The sequence below is a fragment of the Anatilimnocola aquadivae genome, assembly GCF_049819085.1.
GTDB lineage: Bacteria > Planctomycetota > Planctomycetia > Pirellulales > Pirellulaceae > Anatilimnocola.
This window is the reverse complement of sequence record NZ_CP187419.1, coordinates 6,285,891-6,303,964: the sequence shown is the minus strand read 5'-3', so window position 1 is coordinate 6,303,964 and position 18,074 is coordinate 6,285,891. Positions and strand designations below refer to the sequence as shown.

At 57.9% G+C, this 18,074-nt stretch carries 16 protein-coding genes; 9 read left to right on the top strand and 7 right to left on the bottom strand.

The genetic code is table 11. The annotated features are described in order from the left end of the window. Positions 1-261: 261 nt before the first annotated feature. Entirely contained in the window at positions 262-1,467 is a 1,206-nt protein-coding gene (locus NA78x_RS24750; RefSeq protein WP_425615064.1) for an iron-containing alcohol dehydrogenase, read from the bottom strand. Positions 1,468-1,620: 153 nt separating this feature from the next. Between NA78x_RS24750 and NA78x_RS24745 the strand changes: the two genes are divergently transcribed. After that, complete coding sequence (locus NA78x_RS24745) at positions 1,621-2,091, top strand: ExbD/TolR family protein (RefSeq protein WP_425615063.1); 471 nt, start codon at positions 1,621-1,623, stop codon at positions 2,089-2,091. A 42-nt stretch (positions 2,092-2,133) separates the two neighbouring features. Here the strand turns inward: NA78x_RS24745 and NA78x_RS24740 are convergent, their stop codons facing one another. After that, positions 2,134-2,568, bottom strand: coding sequence for a hypothetical protein (locus tag NA78x_RS24740; protein ID WP_425615062.1), 435 nt, complete (start codon positions 2,566-2,568; stop codon positions 2,134-2,136). A 192-nt stretch (positions 2,569-2,760) separates the two neighbouring features. Here NA78x_RS24740 and NA78x_RS24735 point away from each other — a divergent pair, with 192 nt between their 5' ends. Continuing rightward, entirely contained in the window at positions 2,761-3,963 is a 1,203-nt protein-coding gene (locus NA78x_RS24735) for an N-acetylglucosamine-6-phosphate deacetylase (protein ID WP_425615061.1), read from the top strand. A gap of 7 nt (positions 3,964-3,970) precedes the next feature. Here NA78x_RS24735 and NA78x_RS24730 read toward each other — a convergent pair whose 3' ends face one another. Next, entirely contained in the window at positions 3,971-4,270 is a 300-nt protein-coding gene (locus NA78x_RS24730; RefSeq protein WP_425615060.1) for a hypothetical protein, read from the bottom strand. 85 nt (positions 4,271-4,355) lie between these two features. Continuing rightward, the gene (locus NA78x_RS24725; RefSeq protein ID WP_425615059.1) at positions 4,356-5,288 is read right to left on the bottom strand and encodes a DUF1559 domain-containing protein; all 933 of its coding nucleotides are present in this window, start codon (positions 5,286-5,288) and stop codon (positions 4,356-4,358) included. A gap of 365 nt (positions 5,289-5,653) precedes the next feature. On the opposite strand from NA78x_RS24725, the gene NA78x_RS24720 reads away from it, so the two are divergent. Both NA78x_RS24720 and NA78x_RS24715 read left to right on the top strand, forming a co-directional pair. Continuing rightward, on the top strand, positions 5,654-6,538 hold the full coding sequence (locus tag NA78x_RS24720; protein ID WP_425615058.1) for a uracil-DNA glycosylase: 885 nt from the start codon (positions 5,654-5,656) through the stop codon (positions 6,536-6,538). A 20-nt stretch (positions 6,539-6,558) separates the two neighbouring features. Next, positions 6,559-7,146: a DJ-1/PfpI family protein gene (locus NA78x_RS24715; protein ID WP_425615057.1), complete on the top strand. Its 588-nt coding sequence runs from the start codon at positions 6,559-6,561 to the stop codon at positions 7,144-7,146. Between the two features lie 103 nt (positions 7,147-7,249). Here NA78x_RS24715 and NA78x_RS24710 read toward each other — a convergent pair whose 3' ends face one another. Next, positions 7,250-11,299 (bottom strand): hypothetical protein, encoded by a 4,050-nt coding sequence (locus tag NA78x_RS24710; protein WP_425615056.1) that lies wholly within the window; start codon positions 11,297-11,299, stop codon positions 7,250-7,252. A 325-nt stretch (positions 11,300-11,624) separates the two neighbouring features. Further along, on the bottom strand, positions 11,625-12,563 hold the full coding sequence (locus tag NA78x_RS24705) for a hypothetical protein (RefSeq protein WP_425615055.1): 939 nt from the start codon (positions 12,561-12,563) through the stop codon (positions 11,625-11,627). Positions 12,564-12,855: 292 nt separating this feature from the next. Between NA78x_RS24705 and NA78x_RS24700 the strand changes: the two genes are divergently transcribed. The 5 genes from NA78x_RS24700 to NA78x_RS24680 all read left to right on the top strand — a co-directional run bounded on the left by NA78x_RS24700 (position 12,856) and on the right by NA78x_RS24680 (position 17,327). Beyond that, on the top strand, positions 12,856-13,827 hold the full coding sequence (locus NA78x_RS24700) for an SGNH/GDSL hydrolase family protein (RefSeq protein WP_425619476.1): 972 nt from the start codon (positions 12,856-12,858) through the stop codon (positions 13,825-13,827). Between the two features lie 91 nt (positions 13,828-13,918). Then, positions 13,919-15,001 carry a metallophosphoesterase gene (locus NA78x_RS24695; RefSeq protein ID WP_425615054.1) on the top strand — a complete coding sequence of 361 codons (1,083 nt, stop codon included), beginning with the start codon at positions 13,919-13,921 and terminating at the stop codon, positions 14,999-15,001. Between the two features lie 33 nt (positions 15,002-15,034). Further along, positions 15,035-16,402 (top strand): sulfatase, encoded by a 1,368-nt coding sequence (locus tag NA78x_RS24690; protein WP_425615053.1) that lies wholly within the window; start codon positions 15,035-15,037, stop codon positions 16,400-16,402. Between the two features lie 149 nt (positions 16,403-16,551). Continuing rightward, a complete protein-coding gene (locus NA78x_RS24685; protein ID WP_425615052.1) occupies positions 16,552-16,785 on the top strand; it encodes a hypothetical protein in 234 nt (77 codons plus the stop codon). 59 nt (positions 16,786-16,844) lie between these two features. After that, a complete protein-coding gene (locus tag NA78x_RS24680; RefSeq protein ID WP_425615051.1) occupies positions 16,845-17,327 on the top strand; it encodes a hypothetical protein in 483 nt (160 codons plus the stop codon). A 129-nt stretch (positions 17,328-17,456) separates the two neighbouring features. Here the strand turns inward: NA78x_RS24680 and NA78x_RS24675 are convergent, their stop codons facing one another. After that, a complete protein-coding gene (locus tag NA78x_RS24675; RefSeq protein WP_425615050.1) occupies positions 17,457-18,059 on the bottom strand; it encodes a thermonuclease family protein in 603 nt (200 codons plus the stop codon). Positions 18,060-18,074: the final 15 nt, after the last annotated feature.

Below are 18,074 nucleotides of genomic sequence, written 5' to 3'. Positions count from 1 at the left end.
AGCTGTGCTTAGCGAAGTCTCGATCAAGCTTTGCGAATAATAATTAGACAATCCCAGACATCAGCAATTGCCGACGATTCCATGCGGTATTGCACTTCAAGTTTGCATTCACCCCAGCAAATCTCGCCCCCGGGCCTGCCCCGGGGGTTTAACGGCTTTTGCACTAACAGCCCGCTCGCGCGGTTGTTCGCGTAAAACCTCGCAGTCGCTTGAACTCCCGGACTTCGCCCCCGCCAAGCGAGATTCTTTCATTCGCGAACCTTAGAACGCTGCTTCCAGAATCTCCAGCAAGTCCTGTTCAGAAGCAACGCGCGGGTTCACATCGCGCAGCCGCTTGATGGCAAAGGCCTTGGCGGCGAAAGTAGGCAGCTGCTCGCGCGTGCCACCCAGTTCGCGAATACGCGCCGGGATGCCAATCTGGGCCCTCAGCCGTTCGACCGCAACGATGGCTCGTTCGGCCGCTTCTTGCTCGGTGTTATGCCGCGTGTCTTCGCCCAGCAGCCAGGCAATGCGGGCAAAGGCGGCGGTCCGAACCGGCAAGTTGAACCGCATCACATACGGCAGCAACAGGCCGTTGCCCGCCCCATGCGAACAATGGAGCACGGCTCCAAGCGGATACTCGAGCGCGTGAACCAGCGCGACCGCGCAATTGGAAAATGCCAGGCCGGCAAGCGTCGAGGCGAGGGCCATCCCTTCGCGAGCCGTCTTGTTCGATCCGTCGGCCACTGCGGCAGCCAAATGGTGACCAACCAGCTCGATCGCTTTCTCGGCCAGGCAACCACCGAGCGGATGAGCACCACAGTAAGCAACGTCTTCGTTGGCCGGAATGGGCAGCAGCGAATAGTCGATGGCGGTCAGAGCCTCAATGGCATGCGTCAGCGCGTCGATCCCGCTATCGGCGGTCACCTTCGGCGGGCAGGTGTAAGTCAGCTCGGGATCGACCACCGCCAGCGCCGGCCGCAGGTGATTGCTGAGCGTGCTGACCTTGATGTGATTGTGTGTATCGGTGAGCACGGCCGCATGCGAAACTTCGCTTCCCGTGCCGGCCGTCGTTGGCACGCCAATGATGGGCAGCACGGGACCGGGCACATTGTTAAAGCTGAAGTACTGGCTCGGATCGCCCCCGTGCGTCACCAGCACCGCCGCGATCTTCGCGAGATCCATGTTGCTGCCGCCACCCAGCCCGATGATCGCCTGCGGCTGAAATGCTTTCGCTTGCTCGGCCAACTGCACGGCCAGCGCCACGCTCGGTTCCGCAGCCCCTTGATCGAAGACATCAACATCCAGCTTGGCCTCGCGCAGCAACTTCTCGACGCGCGGCGCGATGCCCGCCTTCACCAGCTGCTGATCGGTCACCAGCAACACCCGCTGCCAGCCATGTTCCAGGCATCGCTTGCCCAGTTGCTGCACGGCGCCATTGCCAAAAAGGATCTGTCCCGCGGAGTGAAAGGTCCAGGTGTTGCGCATGGTTGTTCAGGTCGAGAGTAGGGAAGTAGTTTCCGAGTCGCGATTGTAGCAAACAGAACCTGACCATCGGGAATAACTCTGCAGTGACGCGGCGAACGGTATTCGTGGCATAGGCTTCCAGCCTGTGAAGGCCGATCCCACGAGGAGTCGTCGATGAAGAAGAAAGCGTCGGATAAGATCGCGATCGACATGACGCCGATGATCGACATCGTCTTTCAGTTGCTCACGTTTTTTGTGATGACCCTGAAGATCGCAACTGCGGAAGGCGATTTTCAGATTCGCATGCCGCTGGCAGTGGTCGATGGCCCGACGCGTCCGGAGCTACTGCCACCGATTTTAGTCAGGCTGCAGTCGAACGAATCCGGCGAATGCACGCGCGTGCAACTGGCCGAAACGGAGTTCAGCGGGTCCGATCGGTGGGAGCGCGTTCATCAACGACTGGCCGCCATCGTGGGCGAAGGTTCGTTGCGCGACACCGCTGAAGTGGAATTACAATGCGATCCACAGCTCAAATACGAGCACGCCATTGCCGCGATCACCGCCATCTCGGGCAGGCTGGATCCTCGCTCCGGCGAGACCATCAAGCTCATCGAAAAAATCAAGTTCTCACCGCCCCGCACTTGAGAGCGTAGTGTGCCGTTCGATCGGCGGCCGATCAGTTTGAAATCAGCAGGCTGGCGGGGTGCCGCCCCACACCGCAACGAGTTGACGCATGTCGATTTCGCCAGGCGGAAAGATATAGATGCCGGTGGAACTTGTGCCATGATAGGCCCCCGTTATATCTGTAACGAGGTACCCATCCTCGAACAAAAGATAGAGAGATTCGTTAGGAATATCGGCACCGATTTGGGGGCGAAGAAGAGCAGCGATGCGTTTGCCAGCGACAGCATCCACGCCGCTTAGACGCACCGATCCTGCGGGCAGGGATTCACGACATAATCCCTCTCCCCATTCACCGGGCAGCGCAAACGATACCCCTGATTCAAGCACAAAGTAGCTTGTCGTCCAATCAAGTCCATTCACGTTGTCTTCACACACTTGGCGAATCTCAGCCAACACATGTCCGAGGACTTGGCTTGGCGAAAGGTTTTCGTTTTCCATGCTGTTGACCCTTACGCCTCATTGTACCGACCGACGAAAAAGTGGAGCAACTCATTGAACTGCGCGATGCTCCTGCCGCCAAGGCAGCATGGCAGGAAGCTGATGGAAGTGAGTTGCAGCGAACATCCCCGGCTGTGATATGCTGCTGAGCGCACCGACGAATCTCCTTCGCCACTTCGCTGAGCAGTTTTCATGTCGCAGCCTTTGATCTTTCGTGGTCAACTCGTACTTCCCGATCGCATCGAGCGCGGTTCGCTGCTGATCGAAGGCGAACGCATCACTGGCGTCCTGATTGGCAATGCAGAAGCTCCAGCGGGTGCGACGGTCATTGATGTCGGCGCTGGCTATCTCTCGCCCGGCTTTGTCGATTTGCACGTCCACGGCGGCGCTGGCGGCGACTTCATGGACGGCACCGCGGAAGCGTTTCGGCTCGCGCTCCAAGCCAACGCGCGGCATGGTACTACCAGCTTGGCTGCGACGACCACGGTCGCCACGCACGAGCAGATCATGGCGACACTCGAGCAGACACGTCGGTTTCGTCATGCGCCCGAGCCTAACGGCGCGAGAGTGCTGGGGGCTCACTTCTACGGACCTTACTTTCGTTACGAAGCCCGCGGCGCTCATCCCGGGGGGCCGATTCGCCCGCCGATCGAAGAAGAGTTCAGTCAGTATCTCGAGTACGCGGCTGATCTGGTCACCGCCACCGTAGCCCCGGAGCTTCCTGGAGCCAAAGAGTTTGCCTTGGCTTGTCGCGCGAAGGGCGTGCGGACAAATGTCGGGCATTCTTGGGCCACGTTCGACCAGATGACAGCGGCCGTCGAGTGGGGCGTGCGGCATGTCGATCACCTGTACTGTGCCATGAGCGACAAGAGCAAGCTGCGGCAGTTTCAGATGTATCCGATGCAAGGCGGTGTGCTCGAAGCCACGCTCTACTACGACGAACTTACGACTGAAGTCATCGCCGACGGCAAGCATCTCGATGCGGGCCTGCTGCTGCTCGCTCTCAAGATCAAAGGCCCCGATCGCTTGGCACTGGTTACCGATACCAGCCGGGCGCTCGATATGCCGGATGGTGAATACTTGATCGGCCCGCTGGTGGGAGGCGAGCCATTGCTCAAACGCGACGATGTCGGCATGACACTCGACGGCAAAGCGCTGGCCTCGAGCTGCATGGGCATGGATCACATGGTCCGCACTTTTCAGCAGCTGACCAAACGTCCGCTCTGGGAAGTGATTCGCATGGCTTCGCTCACCCCCGCCAAGATCGCCGGGCAAGATCACGATTTGGGCAGCCTGGCCGTCGGCAAGCGTGCCGATGTGCTGGTGCTGAATGAGCAGCTGGCCATCGAGCGAGTCTTGATCGATGGCCGCGAATTGTCACTCCGTCCAATCTGACGTGAGCTTAGGGAGCCTTCTGCCCCGGCGCCACGGGAATGTCTTTCATCCGTTCCGGAATCACATTCTGGTTCATAAAAGCTTGCCACGCCCGCTCATTCTGCAAGCGAGGATCTTTCATCCGCAAGCGATCGAGTGTCGCGCCGTCGTACTTGTCGGAAATATCCGTGATTTGCTTCCATTCCTCCAGCGAGAGCGCCGTTGGCGCGGCAACGGGCGGAGGTGGTTTCGGCTTTCCACCACAGCCCACGAAACTGATTGAAACGAAGGCCGCAAGTATCAGGATGATGTTCGTCGAAGGCTTCATGTGCGTACCGATAGACAAAATTCAACAACCAGAAGAGCAGCGATCGTTGGGCATCGCCGCATTGGTAACTCAGCGACGTTGTTGACTATGGCAAGGGCAGCACTTCGCCATTGGCCCGAGTAGCTGCGGCCTGATAGACGAGATTGTCGACGGACTCGGCCAAGAAGCGGACCGAACCATCGGTCAAGGCAAAGTTGGCACCAGCTGGGTGTTGGCTGCGGAACGCGCTATAGACGGTTACGGTGTTGTTGTGGCGATTGAACGGATGAAAAGTCGTCCCCATGCTGTAGCCGATGTAACCGTACTGCCACAGGCCGCCGTACGATGTCGAGGGAACTCCCTTCGGTGCAAAGTCGGTTTCGCCGAGAAAGAACGTGTTCGACGTCCCGTCCGAAATATCCTTCATCTTGGTCGGCTGAGTATTGATGGCGTTCGTGGATGTGATGTCCTTCAGCGGAATGATGGCGCCATCCCATTCCGGTTCAGCTGCACCGCCGTAGGCGTACAGCGTGCTATCGAATGTACCCGCGGAAAAGATATAGCTGGTTGGCGAGCGATTTTCGGTCAACGGCGCGGAAGGGGGTGTCATCGAGGGGCACGAGAAGATTGGAATCTTCATTTGAGTGAGCGAGGCATTGGTGATGCCGTCGCCATCCGGATCGTCTGTATTATTGCGAGGCTTGGTGGGATCCCAGCGACGGGCCAGTGCGTCTCCCTCCATGAACGGCATGATCTGAATATGACCGGTGTACCACGACGTGCCGGCGGCGCCAGGCTGCTTATCGACCGTGGCGTAAGGAAATTTCAAATATGTATCGTGAAAGTTGTGCGAAGCCAGGACGATCTGCTTCATCTTGTTGGTGCAAGACATGCGGCGGGCAGCTTCGCGAGCGGCTTGCACGGCGGGCAGCAACAGGGCCACGAGCACGCCAATGATGGCAATGACGACGAGCAACTCGACGAGGGTAAAGGCACGGAGCCGAGTACGACGACTCAGCGAACTTTTTCCAGCAGGCATAACGCACTCTCCAGCAGAAGATGCTTCACTAAGGAAGCAAAAGGGGAATTGGTCCCGCAACATGCGGGGACCGGTTGGAGTGGCATCACTGGCGAGGACGCGGCGCTATGAAAGAAGCGGCGCGATGCCCTAGCTGGTTACCGAGAAGCAGGCCGACAATGACCGAAGTCATTAGTTAAGACTGAGTCTCAATAGCAACAATGTCCTGTTGTCGAGGGCGTTTGTCAAGTGGCTAGCAAACAAAATCTGCGTTCAGCGGATCGCAAATCCTGCGAATTCGCTGCACTCAGCGGGTTATCGACCCTGGCAGGTGTTTGGCATAGATTCAAGCTTCGGCCACGTTGAAATTCGCCCTACGGAACGTCATGAACAGTTCAGACCACATTCGCCGCCTGATTGTGCAGCAGCTTGAAGCGCTGCGCGGGTTCGGCGTGCAGCAAATCGGGGCGCTGCCAGCAGCGACGCCCGCTGCCGCTGTGGCAATGCCCAACTCAGTTCCCGCTCCGACGGCAACCGCCTACACGCCGACGGCGGTTCCAACGCCGCGCGTAACTACTTCTCCCTCAGCCCCCACGGATGTTATGCCACGGAAATCGGCCGCTGCGACCACGACGCAGAACACTCATTCGCTCCGCTTGTTGCCCTGGGATGGTCCGCTGCTGAGTCGCGATGAACGGCTGGCCGAATTCGAGAAGATGAAAAAAGAAGTGGCCGGCTGTATCGCCTGCCAGCAACTCGTTCGCAATCGTTCTCGCACGGTGTTTGGCGACGGCAATCTAATGCCGCGGATTGTCATCTTTGGCGAAGCTCCGGGGGCCGATGAAGACCGCGAAGGAATCCCCTTTGTTGGTCGCGCCGGCCAATTGCTGACCAAGATCATCGAAGCCTGCTCGTTCAAACGCGAAGACGTTTACATCATGAATGTCCTTCGTTGCCGGCCGCCGGACAATCGCAAGCCCGAGCCCGACGAAGTGACTAACTGCCGCGTCTTTTTTGAGCGTCAGTTCGCCGTGCTGAGGCCGGAATACATCGTGTGCGTGGGCGCGACGCCTGCCCAGGCATTGCTGGAGACCACCGAATTGATTGGAAAGTTGCGCGGCCGCTTTCACGACTACCGCGGCAGCAAGGTCGTGGCCACCTATCACCCCGCGTATTTGCTGCGTAACCCCGATGCGAAGAAGTTCGTGTGGGAAGACATGCAAATGATGCTGCGCGACATGGGTATCGATCCGGCTGCAGCCAGGAAGTAATCGAACGGGAGAACACAACGATGGCTCAAAAAAAACTGCTGATGATTGTGGGAGACTTCGTAGAAGACTACGAGGCGATGGTGCCGTACCAGATGTTGCTGCTCGCCGGGCATCAGGTCGAAACGATCTGCCCCGGCAAGAAAGCCGGCGACACCATCAAAACCGCCATTCACGATTTTGAAGGCGACCAGACATATAGCGAAAAGCCTGGACACCTTTTTCGCATCACCGCCACGTTTGATACCGTGGACGAAGCCAAGTTCGATGGCCTGGTAATTCCTGGTGGGCGAGCGCCCGAGTACTTGCGCATGACACCGCGCGTGCTGGAAATCGTGCGGCACTTTGCGAGTGCCAAAAAGCCGATCGCCGCCATTTGTCACGGTGCCCAGCTGTTATCTGCGGCCAAGGTCATCGACGGCAGAAAGGTGAGCGCTTATCCGGCCTGTCAGGTAGAGGTGGAACTTGCCGGCGGTGAGTATGTAGCAGCCTCGAGCAGCTTCGATAACGCGCACACCGACGGCAACCTTGTCACCGCTCCCGCCTGGCCGGCGCATCCAGCGTGGATCAGGCAGTTCCTGGCACTGCTCGGAACGAAGATCGAGACCTGATCGCTGCCGCGTGGAGAACTTCGAAAATCAAGAAACAAAAAATGCCTCAGGCTCGCTATTGAACCTGAGGCATTTGTGTTGGCTTGCGACTAGCAGTTGGCGATTAGAAGAAACCGCCACCACCACCAGCACCAGCACCTTGTTGGTTCTGGTTGTTTTGTCCTTGGCCACCTTGCTGCTGCTGCTGGGAACCACTGACAAAGTTAAACGTGTAAACTTCCGCGATCAACGTGAACGAAGGTGAAGGGGACACGCGGACATAACGGCGGTCGGCCGAGATTACCGCATTCGACAGGAACTGAGCACCTTCTGGCAACACCGTAATGCTGGGGCGATAGCCGACGGCTCCCGCACGACCGAAGCCGAGTTGATTCGCCAGGGCTTGGTTCACACCTTGAGCATTGGCGAAGTTCTGGCCGGCATTGCCGGTGTTGTTGTTGAGTCCACCCAATTGCTGAGCCAAAATAGCTTGGTTCACCGCGTTTTGCACGCGAGCAACCTGAGCCACCTGAGCTTCTGGCAATGGATCCTTGCGGCGACCATCCTTCAGCTCGAAGACGACCACGGCGTTCTTATCCGTCAGCGGGATTTGTTCGTGGATCACCTTCTGCTGTGGCGTGCCGTAGTGGCTGTAGATATCGATGGTTACCTTGCCGCCGGTGGGCTTGCCCCAGACGTTCTTCAAGGCAACACGATAGGTACCATCAAAGCCTTCGCCGCAGACATACACTTCCTGGCAGCCATCGGTAGTCTTGCCGGCTTCCACCGACGAGACATCGCCCAGCAGCACACCGCCGCTGGTCGAACGAGGTTGACGGAACGAGCAGATGGTCCCAGCTGGTTCTTCGACCGACAGGTCAATGTCGGCATCGCCGGTCCACTTGACGAAGACCACACAATCCCGCTCGCCAGCCTTGCGCACTGCTTCATCCAATTGCTTGGCTTCGGCCAGACGCTTTTCGGCAACCAGTTGGGCGTGAGTGGCCTTGGCCGTGCGGAAAGCATTGGCGGGCAGTTGTTGCTGTTCCTTCGTCCACGATTGGCTCAGGATGCCGACGCAAGCCCATTCGATGGCCTTGGTGTCGTTCAATCGCTGGGCGAGTTGCAAACCTTGCAGGTAAGCGTCATGGCGAGCTGGATTGGCCGCAGTCACTTGTTGGCAGATCTGCAGGGCTCGCTTAAACAAGCCAGCCTTGTGCATGTAAGCCGCAATGAACAGCATTTCGTCTTCGGAGTTAGCGAAGTCGACAGCCGACATCAGGGCGCGCTCGAGTTCTTCGGGCGGAGCCTGATTGGCTTGCATGGCCAAACCGAGAGCTTCGTACATCCAATGCTCCACGCAACCGTGCCGCATGGCAGCTTGGATGAGCGAGGTGATGTCGCCGAATTTCTTGGCTTCCATTTGCTGACGAATGGTCTCGCGAATGTCGGCCATTAGCTGGGCCGCTTGGGCAGCAGCTACAGCTTCGTCCTTCGTGTCAATCTTGGCAGCGATCTCGGCTTTTTGAGCAGCGAAGTACGCGTCCCAGTTACTGTCGCCCAGCGAGATCACCTTGCCGGTAACGGCCGCTGGACGCTTCACTTCTGGTTGAGCCGCTGGAGCAACGGGTTGCTCGGCTGGTTTGACGGTCGCTGGGGCTGGCTTCTTGGCACCGAGGGTCAGGTCGTCTTCGACGGCAAACAAGCCGCCACCACCCATACCACCACCACCCATACCACCGCCCATGCCGCCCATACCACCACCCATGCCGCCGCCCATACCACCACCCATGCCGCCGCCCATGCCACCACCCATGCCGCCTAGCAGGCCGCCCAGGATGTTGTTGTTCGAGATCGGCACGACAAGGTCACCCACCGGGTAAACCTTCGTCGACATGTTTTCGGGGCTTTGAGCATCTTCCACGGTCGTGATCTTGAGCACTTCGTCTTTCACCATGTAGGTGAGATTCAAATCGCCCAACAGCAGACGCAAGGCAGAACGCAAGCTGATCTGCTTGAGGTTTTTGGTAACCGGTTGATCGGGCTGAACGCCGGCGTCTTCGATCTTCTTGGTGAGCACGATCGTGATGCCGTGGTTCTCAGCCAGGAAGCTCATCACGTCCTTCAAGGGCGTATCGACGAATTCCAAGTTGGTGTCTTCGTTGAGGGCCTTGTAGACCTTCTCTTCCTTGCTCCCTTGCTTGGCAAGATCGACCGATGCGTACTTCCGACGACGCAGCGTCAGCTCTTCCCAGCGTTCGGCTGGCGGATAAACGATTGGCGGTTCATCCGGGAACGGAATGTGAGAAAGCTCGACTTGATACAAGGTTTCCAGGAAGTTCTTGCGACGCAAACGTTGCACTTCGGTCAGCTGGTAGTAACCGCGTTGCATACGACCGGCGGTCGTGACCGATTCGGCCAGCACGCCCGCATTTTGGCGAGTCATCGCGGCTTGGCGATCGAGACGTTCCACTTCGGTGGCGACTTCGTCGTCAGCGATCTGGTAACGGCCTTCTTCCATCAACGAGGTGAAGCGATCCATGATCTGCTTCAGGCGTTGTTCGCCCAAGATCAACTCTTGATTGATCCGTTCAAGTTCCTTGCCGACGGCTGCTTTTTCCTGATCGATGGCCAGACGTTCTTCAACGACAACTGCCTGGCGGCGAGCTTCGCGAATGGCGGTCTCGACGCGTTCACGCAGTTGTTGACGAATTTCTGCACTCAGGTCTGGAGTGGCTTCGATTGTGGCTTGAATCCGCTTGAGTTGGTCTTCGACATCACGTGGGCTGGTTGCCATGCGAGAACGGGCTGCGTTCAGTTCGTTCTCGACCTGAGTTTGCATCCGTTGTTGGTTGACCTGATTCAATTCGTCGAACTGACGAATCAACGGCGAACCTTCATCCGTCAGCAAAGGCTGACCTTCGCCAGCGGCGGGCACTTGCAGCTTGACCAGATTCAAGTCGGGTTCGCCACGAGTCGCCGGAGCAGCAGCAATTCCAGCTTGACGCTGGGCTGCTTCACGCAGGGCAATGGCACCTGGGTTTTGTGGGTCGCGAGCCAACGCAGCGTGAGCAACGTGCAGCGCACCTGCGGTGTTGCCAGAAGCGAGAGCTTCTTGACCCAGCTTGGCGAGTTGTTCGGCACTTTGCAGAGTGCTGATGGCCACTTCACGCAAACCGGCGGTACCCACGGTGGGCAACGACATGCCGCGATCGGCCCGAGCCAATTCAACCAGGCGCGGCAAGAAGGCGAAATCTTCGGAAGACTTTTCGGGATTGAGCTGCCAGTTGAGATCAACCGGCTGGCCATTCATCTCGGCGGTAATCTTGATCGGGGCCGCATCGCGAGCCGACAGCTTGCCGACGATGATCGTATCGCGGTCGCTACGCAGCGGAGGAACTTGTTGCGGATAAACGGCAACCATGGTTTCTGGCATCGTGGTCGAGGTCGGCCACATCACCGCGCCTTGAACGTAAGTGGCCAAAGCCAGACCGTTCAGGTTGGGATCGACTTGACCAGCCGTGCGAACCATACCGCCCGTTTGATTGGCGAGTGCAGCAAGCACCGGGAAGTTGGCATCTTTACCAACGGCATAGCTGGTGACCGCGACTCGGTTCTTTACCAGGCGATTGACCGACTCGGCCAAGCGATCGGTGGTCAGCATGTTGGCTTTGCTGTTGCCATCGCCCAGATAAACAACGCTGTGAGCGGCTTTGCCAGGGACAAAGCTGGTCGCGGCAGCTTCCAACGCGGCTGGCATATCCGTGGCACCCAGTGGGGCTCGGTTTTGCAGCTTGGCAATGGCGGCATCGATGTCTGCACCCTTGGGGGCGACAAAGCCTTTGGACATTTCGACGGCATTCAGGTCCACAGCGACCAGCTTGACGCGGTCGTTGGGGCCGAGCTTCGCGAGCATGGCTCGCAAGGCACCGAGGGCATCGTCGCGATACACACCGGCCTGGCTGGCCGAAGTATCGAACAGAACGACGACTTCGTTCGTTTGTTGCGGGTCCGTTCCCTTTTCAGGGACCAAACTCGCCGCGAAAAACATTTCGCCGGCGGCGTTCTCATACGTGGCAAGCCGAGCTGAAGCAGCCGGCGGTGCAGCGTGAACTGCAGCCGAGAGAACTAAAACCGTCAGACCTGCCAGCCAGAATTGACTGCGCATCGACATATGGTGAACTCCAACAAAGGTGACGTGACGGCGTGCGAATCCTCTGTTCCGAGAAGAGACTGCCGTCGCCCCTGAAGCCTGCGCCCCTGCATGAATGGCGATTTGTGCTACCGCCAGAGCCCATTCTATTCACTCGGTAGGGCTTACGCTATCAAAAAAATAGAAATTGCCCCCCGACCGGATTTCTAACGCTTTCGGCGATCTAAATCGGTGCTGGCAGACAATATCCCCGGCCTCAAGTGTACATCAGCAAAATCCATGCTTTGAGGTGGATTTTAGCTGGCTGGGCGGGTGGCGATGGGCCGCGGCAGGCTACGGGAGCGGCTTAGCGAGTGGACCAGATAGTATCCTGCTCGAGTTTTTTGGGCGGCCGGGGAAACAGCCGGCTGGTTTTGATGGTTTCCGACTTGCCTTCGCTGGCTTGGGCCAACTGACGATCGGCAAAGCCCAGATAATCGTCCCAGGTGATACGGCCGTCGTTGGTCACCTCGGCACGATGCCGGAACAGCTTGAGTAGCAAGTCGCGGCGGGCCTGCGACCGAACCTTGGGATTGCTCATCATCGCCGAGAGCGTCGAGTTCGACCAACGAACTTCCAAGGCTCGCCGAGCTGGAGCCAGATAGGCAAAGTCGGCGTGAGCCGTTTGCGAGCCACTCCAAGTCATCAGAGAATGCCACTGCGTGCGAACTGCATACCAGGCGGCATAACGATTTTCGGGAGTCTCGGAGCCCAGATCGCTGAAAGTGCCTCGTTGTTCACTTTGCTCGGCGGCTGCCAGTTCCGCAGCCGCATATTCGGCAGCCATCTCTTCGTAAGAGAACTCCGCCGAGTCGGTCGTGAGCTGCATCGCAGCATCGTAAGCGGTGTCATAACCGGTCGCGACGGTTTCAACCTCGGTTGCTTCCGGCAATACATGCACGGGCAACGGCTGCGAGCGAATCACACTCCGCACAAAGGCCTCGGGGCTGACGAGCGGAGGAAAGGCCGAATAGACGCGACCTTCGGCCCGATCGAGCCCACAGCCTTGTTCGTAGGCCAAGGCACTGTTGTCTGCTGGCGCATGCTCTCCATTTTCTACGCAACCCTCAACAGCCGGTTGTTCACTTGCCGAGCTGCTACCCTTGGCTGGGACCGCGGGTGTGGCGGGCCGCTCGGCCATGTTGCGACCGGGAACGCTCTGGTCTTTTGACGAAATGCGTACGGCGGCAAGAATGCCACCCAAGCAAATCGCAAAAATAGCTAGTGCTTCTAGCGATCGGTTCATCCCAGCCGCTCCTCAACGATGCCGTATCTGCTTCTGCACACACATCCCGCGCGTGCCTTCTCTGCCCCATCTTCGATACCAATCTGCTATCGGAGCCCTGCGACTTGACGGATGAAGCAAAGCTTGCCTGCCAGCAAAACCGTACCGACTGCGTCAGCTGTACGCCCGGCCAACCGCGAAGTTGCCATTAGCTAATGCTTTACCCGCACTTCGGCAGCAGCTACCGTGTGGCGTAAACGGAGCTTGCTGCACCGCTTTCCCGCCATTCCTCTCTCCGCGAAGGTTTCCCGTGATGTGCTTCTTTGCAACTTGGTCGAAGAGCATGCTCTTCGGATTACTTACGCTCGTCTCGGCGGCACTGTGTTCAGCCGGAGCGGTGCAGGGTGCAGAGACTTCGCCCGTCGAGCTAGTGAAAAAATCGCAGCGGATCTTGTTCCTTGGCGACAGCATCACGGCCTCCGGTCAGTACGTGGGTCTGTTCGATGCCTGGCTCGTGAGCAATCGCTGGCCTCAGACACCGACGGTGATCAATGGCGGTCTCGCCAGCGAAACAGTTTCGGGCTTGAGCGAAGACGGGCACGCCGGTGGTAAGTTTCCCCGACCTGACCTGTTCGAACGTCTCGACCGCGTCTTGCCGCTGGTCAAACCGGATTTAGTCTTTGCCTGCTACGGCATCAATTGCGGGATCTACGAACCGTTCGACACCGAGCGGTTCGCTGCCTATCAACAAGGTTGGCAGAAGTTGCAGGACAAAGTGAAGGCCGCAGGAGCCAAGTTGATCATCATCACGCCACCGTTCTACGACGATCTGCGTTCGCCGAAAAAGTTTGCCTACAACGACGTACTCGATCGCTACAGCGAATGGCTGGTCAATCAGCGTGCACAAGGTTGGATTGTGATCGATCTTCATTCTGCGATGACAGCCGCGGTGAAAAAGCAACGTGAGAGTGACCCCAAGTTCACGTTGCAGCCTGACGGAGTTCATCCCAACGGCGATGGCCATTGGTACATGGCACAGCAACTCATCGCAGCCATGGGTGACAACGAAGTCACGACCGCCAAATCGCCGCAGGACTATTTTGCAACACGCAAGCTGCCGGCCGAAGCCTTGCCGCTCATTCAGCAAAGGCTGAACGTACTGCGAGACTCATACGTTGGTACCGCTGGACATAAACGTCCCGGTGTTGCCAAGGGATTGCCTGTCGACGAGGCAAATCAGAAAGCAGCGGAAATCTCGGCGAAGATCGCAGCCTTGCTCAAATAAAAGTCGGGAGTCAGACGTCAAGTCGCAGCCTCAAATCGATTTGCTCCCTCGCTAACGCTTCGGGCTACTTTGATTGAATTGGAAACCAAGTATGCAACTCACACGACGCGAAATGCTCGGCACGCTCGCTGGTGCTTCGGCTGCGATGGCTCTTCGTCCGGCGCTGACCGCAGCAAATACGAAACCAGTCGCATTCGCCTTGATCGGAGATACCCACTACCTGGCGAACAAAGAATCGCCGGGCGAGATGTTCGCCGATTCGGCTGCGGTGACTTCCCAGCTGGTAAGCACGCTGAATTCGCTGCCCGGCAAAGCAATCTCCGCCGAAGCTGGTGGCGGTGAAGTTGCAACTTTGAACGGCGTCATTCATGCCGGCGACCTGATCGACACCGGCGATAAGTCCGGTGGCCCTCACGAAAAAATGCAACGGACCGAGTGGGATGCCTACACCGCCGATTTTGGTCTCACGGGCAAAGAAGGGAAGTTGAAGTTCCCCGTCTATGAAGTCTTCGGCAATCACGATGGCCCGCGCGGAACGGGCTTGGTGATCGACGGCTTGAAGGAGCGGACCAAGCAGCGAACTGGCCTGAAGAACACTTCCGCCAATGGAATGCACTATTCGTGGGATTGGGGGACGGGTGAGAACCTGGTTCACTTCATCAACCTGGGAATTGTCGTCGGCAGCAATCAAGACAAGTCTCAGCCTCGCCGCTACAACCCGCTCGACAGCCTGGAGTTTTTGAAAGAAGACCTCGCCGCCGCAGTGGGCGACAGTGGACGACCGGTGGTGATCACGCACCACATTGATGTGCAGCGTTACTCGACGCCGTGTGACCTGGACGAGAAGAACTCTGCCAAAGAATGGCATCCGTGCGATGCCCGCGGCTTTCATGCGGCCATCGCCAAGTACAACATCGCTGCCATTCTGTACGGTCATACGCATGCCAGGAATGTGCTCAAGTGGAATGGAACAGCCGCCCGCGCCGAGCAAGGTTTTGATCTATTCAATGTCGACAACGGTGCGCACTTTCGCAGTGACGCGCAGGCGTTCTTTTACTTCGAGATTGGCAACGGCAAGCTGACCGTGCGTGAACTGGCCACCAAAGATCGTTGGGTTACGTCTCAGTGGTCGCCGCAGGTTTGGCAGCGGGATTTGAAAACTGTCCGGTCGTAGTGATTCCTTTTCTCCTCTCTGGGATTCATCGCCATGTGGAAATCTGCTCTCTCGTGCTTTTGCGCATTAACGATTTGCGCTGCGGTGCTCTCTGCTGCGGATAGCCGGCCGAATGTGCTGTTGATCGTCGGCGACGACATGGGCTACGCCGATGTCGGCTTTCATGGCTGCAAAGACATTCCCACCCCGAACCTCGATAAGCTCTCTTTGGCCGGCACGAAGTTCACCAATGGCTACGTAACCGGCCCCTATTGTTCTCCGACCCGCGCTGGATTGCTCACCGGCCGCTATCAACAGCGGTTTGGTCACGAATTTAACCCGGGCGGTGCCAGACAAGGGATGCATCCAACCGAATTAACAATCGCCAACCATCTCAAAGATGCCGGTTACAAGACGGCACTCATCGGCAAATGGCACCTGGGCAGCGAGACCGAGTACCAACCGCAAGAGCGAGGCTTTGAGGAATTCTTTGGCTTCCTCGGCGGTGCCCATGACTACTTCGACGACAAGGGAATCGTGCGCGGGAATACTCCCGTCGATGAAAAGGAATACCTGACCGACGCTTTCGCACGCGAAGCCGAAGACTTCATTGGCAAGCAGAAGGAGAGCCCCTTCTTTCTGTACTTAGCTTTCAACGCCGTTCATACACCGATGCAAGCCGACGATGCCAGGCTGAAGAAGTTTGCTCACATCGAAGACAAACAACGCCGCACCTATGCAGCCATGATGTTTGCCATGGACGAAGCCATCGGCCGTGTGCTTGCCAAATTGAAGGCGACCGGTGCCGACAAGAACACCCTTGTGATGTTCATCAGCGATAACGGCGGCCCCACGATGCCCGGCGTGACCGTCAACGGTTCAATCAACTCACCCCTCCGAGGTTCGAAGCGCACGACGCTCGAGGGTGGCATTCGTGTGCCGTTTGTCGTGCATTGGCCCGGCAAGATTGATAGCGGCGTCTATGAACATCCGGTGATTCAACTCGACCTGCACGCGACGATTCTCGCCGCCACCGGCACAAAAGCCCGAGGCGGCTTCGAGCCCGATGGCGTCGACCTTTATCCCCACGTCAGCGGCGCGAATAAGAAGCCGCCTCACGATGCGCTCTACTGGCGCTTTGGTCCGCAGATGGCGATTCGCATGGGTGATTACAAACTCGTTCGCTACGACACGACTGCCGATCTCGATCCGTCTAAGCCGAAGACCACCAGTCCCGCCAAGCTGTACAACCTGACGGACGATCTGGGCGAAACAAAAGACCTCGCTGCCAAGATGCCGGACAAGGTGAAGGAAATGCAAGCCAAGTGGAATACCTGGGATTCCCAGCTCATGCCGCCAGCATGGGGCAGCAATACGGCCGCGAAAGGGCAGGGAAAGAAGAAAAACAAGCAGCAGGAATAGCCGTTCGCGCAAGTCTGGACGGGCTACCCTCCCATTCGACGCAACGCCCGCTTTGGGATACAATTTGGGCGTTAAAGCCCGAGAGGTCAGGAAATTGGTGACCTAACGGAGTTGCTGGGGTTTCTCGGCCGGAAGTGAGGAGTGCGGTTGTGTCTTCGATTTTTGCGTTGATTGACGATAAGCATGTGCCGCTGTATCGCATTGTCTGGATTGCGGACGTGCCTCATTTTTGCGGCAACGACGACTGCACTTTCGAAGGCGATTACGAAGTTCGTCTCGAAGGAGACGAATCGGTCTTTGCGTCGCGGATCGAACGCGACGGGGTGCTGAAAGCCCTCGAAGCGTGGTACAACGGCCAAGAACGCGGAAACGATTTCGAGTGAGTGATTTCGCATCGACCCTGCATCCAGAATTTCAGATTTGTCCGCGGGAGACGCTTGGCATGTCCCTCTTTGAAGACTCCCGCTTTCAATGGCGCGAAACCTACTTCGTGCTGTTTGACGCTAAAAACCGCCCCACTTCGGCGGCTGTGAAAAAGGCGCTGCAAGAACTGAAGGCCGGGCTCAACATCAACGAATCGACCGACGGCGATAACGGCGAACTAGAAGGCATGACGCTTCTTTCGCACATCGACTCCTCAGGGATCGACATCACCTACATCGAAGGGGATGAAGTTCGCGAGCAGATTGTCGAACTGAAGAAGGAATTTCGCGGGCAGTCGCTGACCACAGAAGAAAAAGCGAAGTTCGACCGGATGTTGCTCAGCAATGCGCGCTTCGATGTCTTCCATTTCGAAGAGATGGGCGACTCGCTCGACGAAGACGACGGCCCGCTCGACCCTGGCACGTTGCTATTGGTCCTGGCTCGCCTCGCCAAACTCTGCCACGGCGTGGCCGTTGACCCGCAAGCTGGCGGCATACTGTAGATTTCCAATCGCCCCCGCCCCTGCGGCGGGGGTTCATTGGCTTCTGCACTAACTGCCAACCGGCTCAAGGCTAGCGCAAAAGCCGTTAAACCCCCGGAGCAGGCCCGGGGGCGTTTGATCTGAACTTGACTACTCCTCTGTATTCGTCGGCTCTGAAAAAACGTCCTGCTCTTGCCAAATCCCTCGTCGCTCTCGTTTCGCTTCATCCTGAGCGCGCAATAACTGGCGATTGATCGTCATCGAGTCGCCCGGGTAGGTGTGTACTCGCGCGAGACCAGCGACGACAAGCTCTTCGTTGAGCAAGCGATTGCCGACGTACACATAGGCGAGAAAGCGGCCGTACCGATCAACTCGCCGCTTATCGAGTTCGAGCGTGACGCCGCCCTGGTCAACGCGCCGCTGGGTGAAGTCAGTAGCTGCCTGCCCAAAAGCTTGGGGTGATTCGCCCCGTTTGACGGTCTCGGGTGTGTTGATGCCCAGCAGGCGAACCTTGCCGATGAACTCCGGCAGCTTCTCATTCGCAGGTTGCTTGACGAGCAACGTATCACCATCGATCACGGCGAGTACTTCGCAGGAGCCTTCGCGCGCAACCGCTGTTGCTTGCGAAAAGGCTGCCAGCAAGTTGCGAGGCTCGGTTGTCTGGCGAAATAAATACCAGCTCACCGCGGCGATAACTGCAGCGGTGATGATCAGCGGCGTCAAACGTGGCCAGCGGCGATAGCGGCCCCACATAGCTGCGGCCTATCG

Excerpts from the sequence above, each read along its gene's own strand:
- NA78x_RS24675 (WP_425615050.1), bottom strand. The coding sequence starts at position 18,059 with ATGTGGGGCCGCTATCGCCGCTGGCCACGTTTGACGCCGCTGATCATC.
- NA78x_RS24735 (WP_425615061.1), top strand. The coding sequence starts at position 2,761 with ATGTCGCAGCCTTTGATCTTTCGTGGTCAACTCGTACTTCCCGATCGC.
- NA78x_RS24705 (WP_425615055.1), bottom strand. The coding sequence starts at position 12,563 with ATGAACCGATCGCTAGAAGCACTAGCTATTTTTGCGATTTGCTTGGGT.
- NA78x_RS24750 (WP_425615064.1), bottom strand. The coding sequence starts at position 1,467 with ATGCGCAACACCTGGACCTTTCACTCCGCGGGACAGATCCTTTTTGGC.
- NA78x_RS24695 (WP_425615054.1), top strand. The coding sequence starts at position 13,919 with ATGCAACTCACACGACGCGAAATGCTCGGCACGCTCGCTGGTGCTTCG.
- NA78x_RS24720 (WP_425615058.1), top strand. The coding sequence starts at position 5,654 with ATGAACAGTTCAGACCACATTCGCCGCCTGATTGTGCAGCAGCTTGAA.
- NA78x_RS24700 (WP_425619476.1), top strand. The coding sequence starts at position 12,856 with ATGTGCTTCTTTGCAACTTGGTCGAAGAGCATGCTCTTCGGATTACTT.
- NA78x_RS24730 (WP_425615060.1), bottom strand. The coding sequence starts at position 4,270 with ATGAAGCCTTCGACGAACATCATCCTGATACTTGCGGCCTTCGTTTCA.
- NA78x_RS24710 (WP_425615056.1), bottom strand. The coding sequence starts at position 11,299 with ATGTCGATGCGCAGTCAATTCTGGCTGGCAGGTCTGACGGTTTTAGTT.
- NA78x_RS24740 (WP_425615062.1), bottom strand. The coding sequence starts at position 2,568 with ATGGAAAACGAAAACCTTTCGCCAAGCCAAGTCCTCGGACATGTGTTG.
- NA78x_RS24715 (WP_425615057.1), top strand. The coding sequence starts at position 6,559 with ATGGCTCAAAAAAAACTGCTGATGATTGTGGGAGACTTCGTAGAAGAC.
- NA78x_RS24680 (WP_425615051.1), top strand. The coding sequence starts at position 16,845 with ATGTCCCTCTTTGAAGACTCCCGCTTTCAATGGCGCGAAACCTACTTC.
- NA78x_RS24725 (WP_425615059.1), bottom strand. The coding sequence starts at position 5,288 with ATGCCTGCTGGAAAAAGTTCGCTGAGTCGTCGTACTCGGCTCCGTGCC.
- NA78x_RS24690 (WP_425615053.1), top strand. The coding sequence starts at position 15,035 with ATGTGGAAATCTGCTCTCTCGTGCTTTTGCGCATTAACGATTTGCGCT.
- NA78x_RS24745 (WP_425615063.1), top strand. The coding sequence starts at position 1,621 with ATGAAGAAGAAAGCGTCGGATAAGATCGCGATCGACATGACGCCGATG.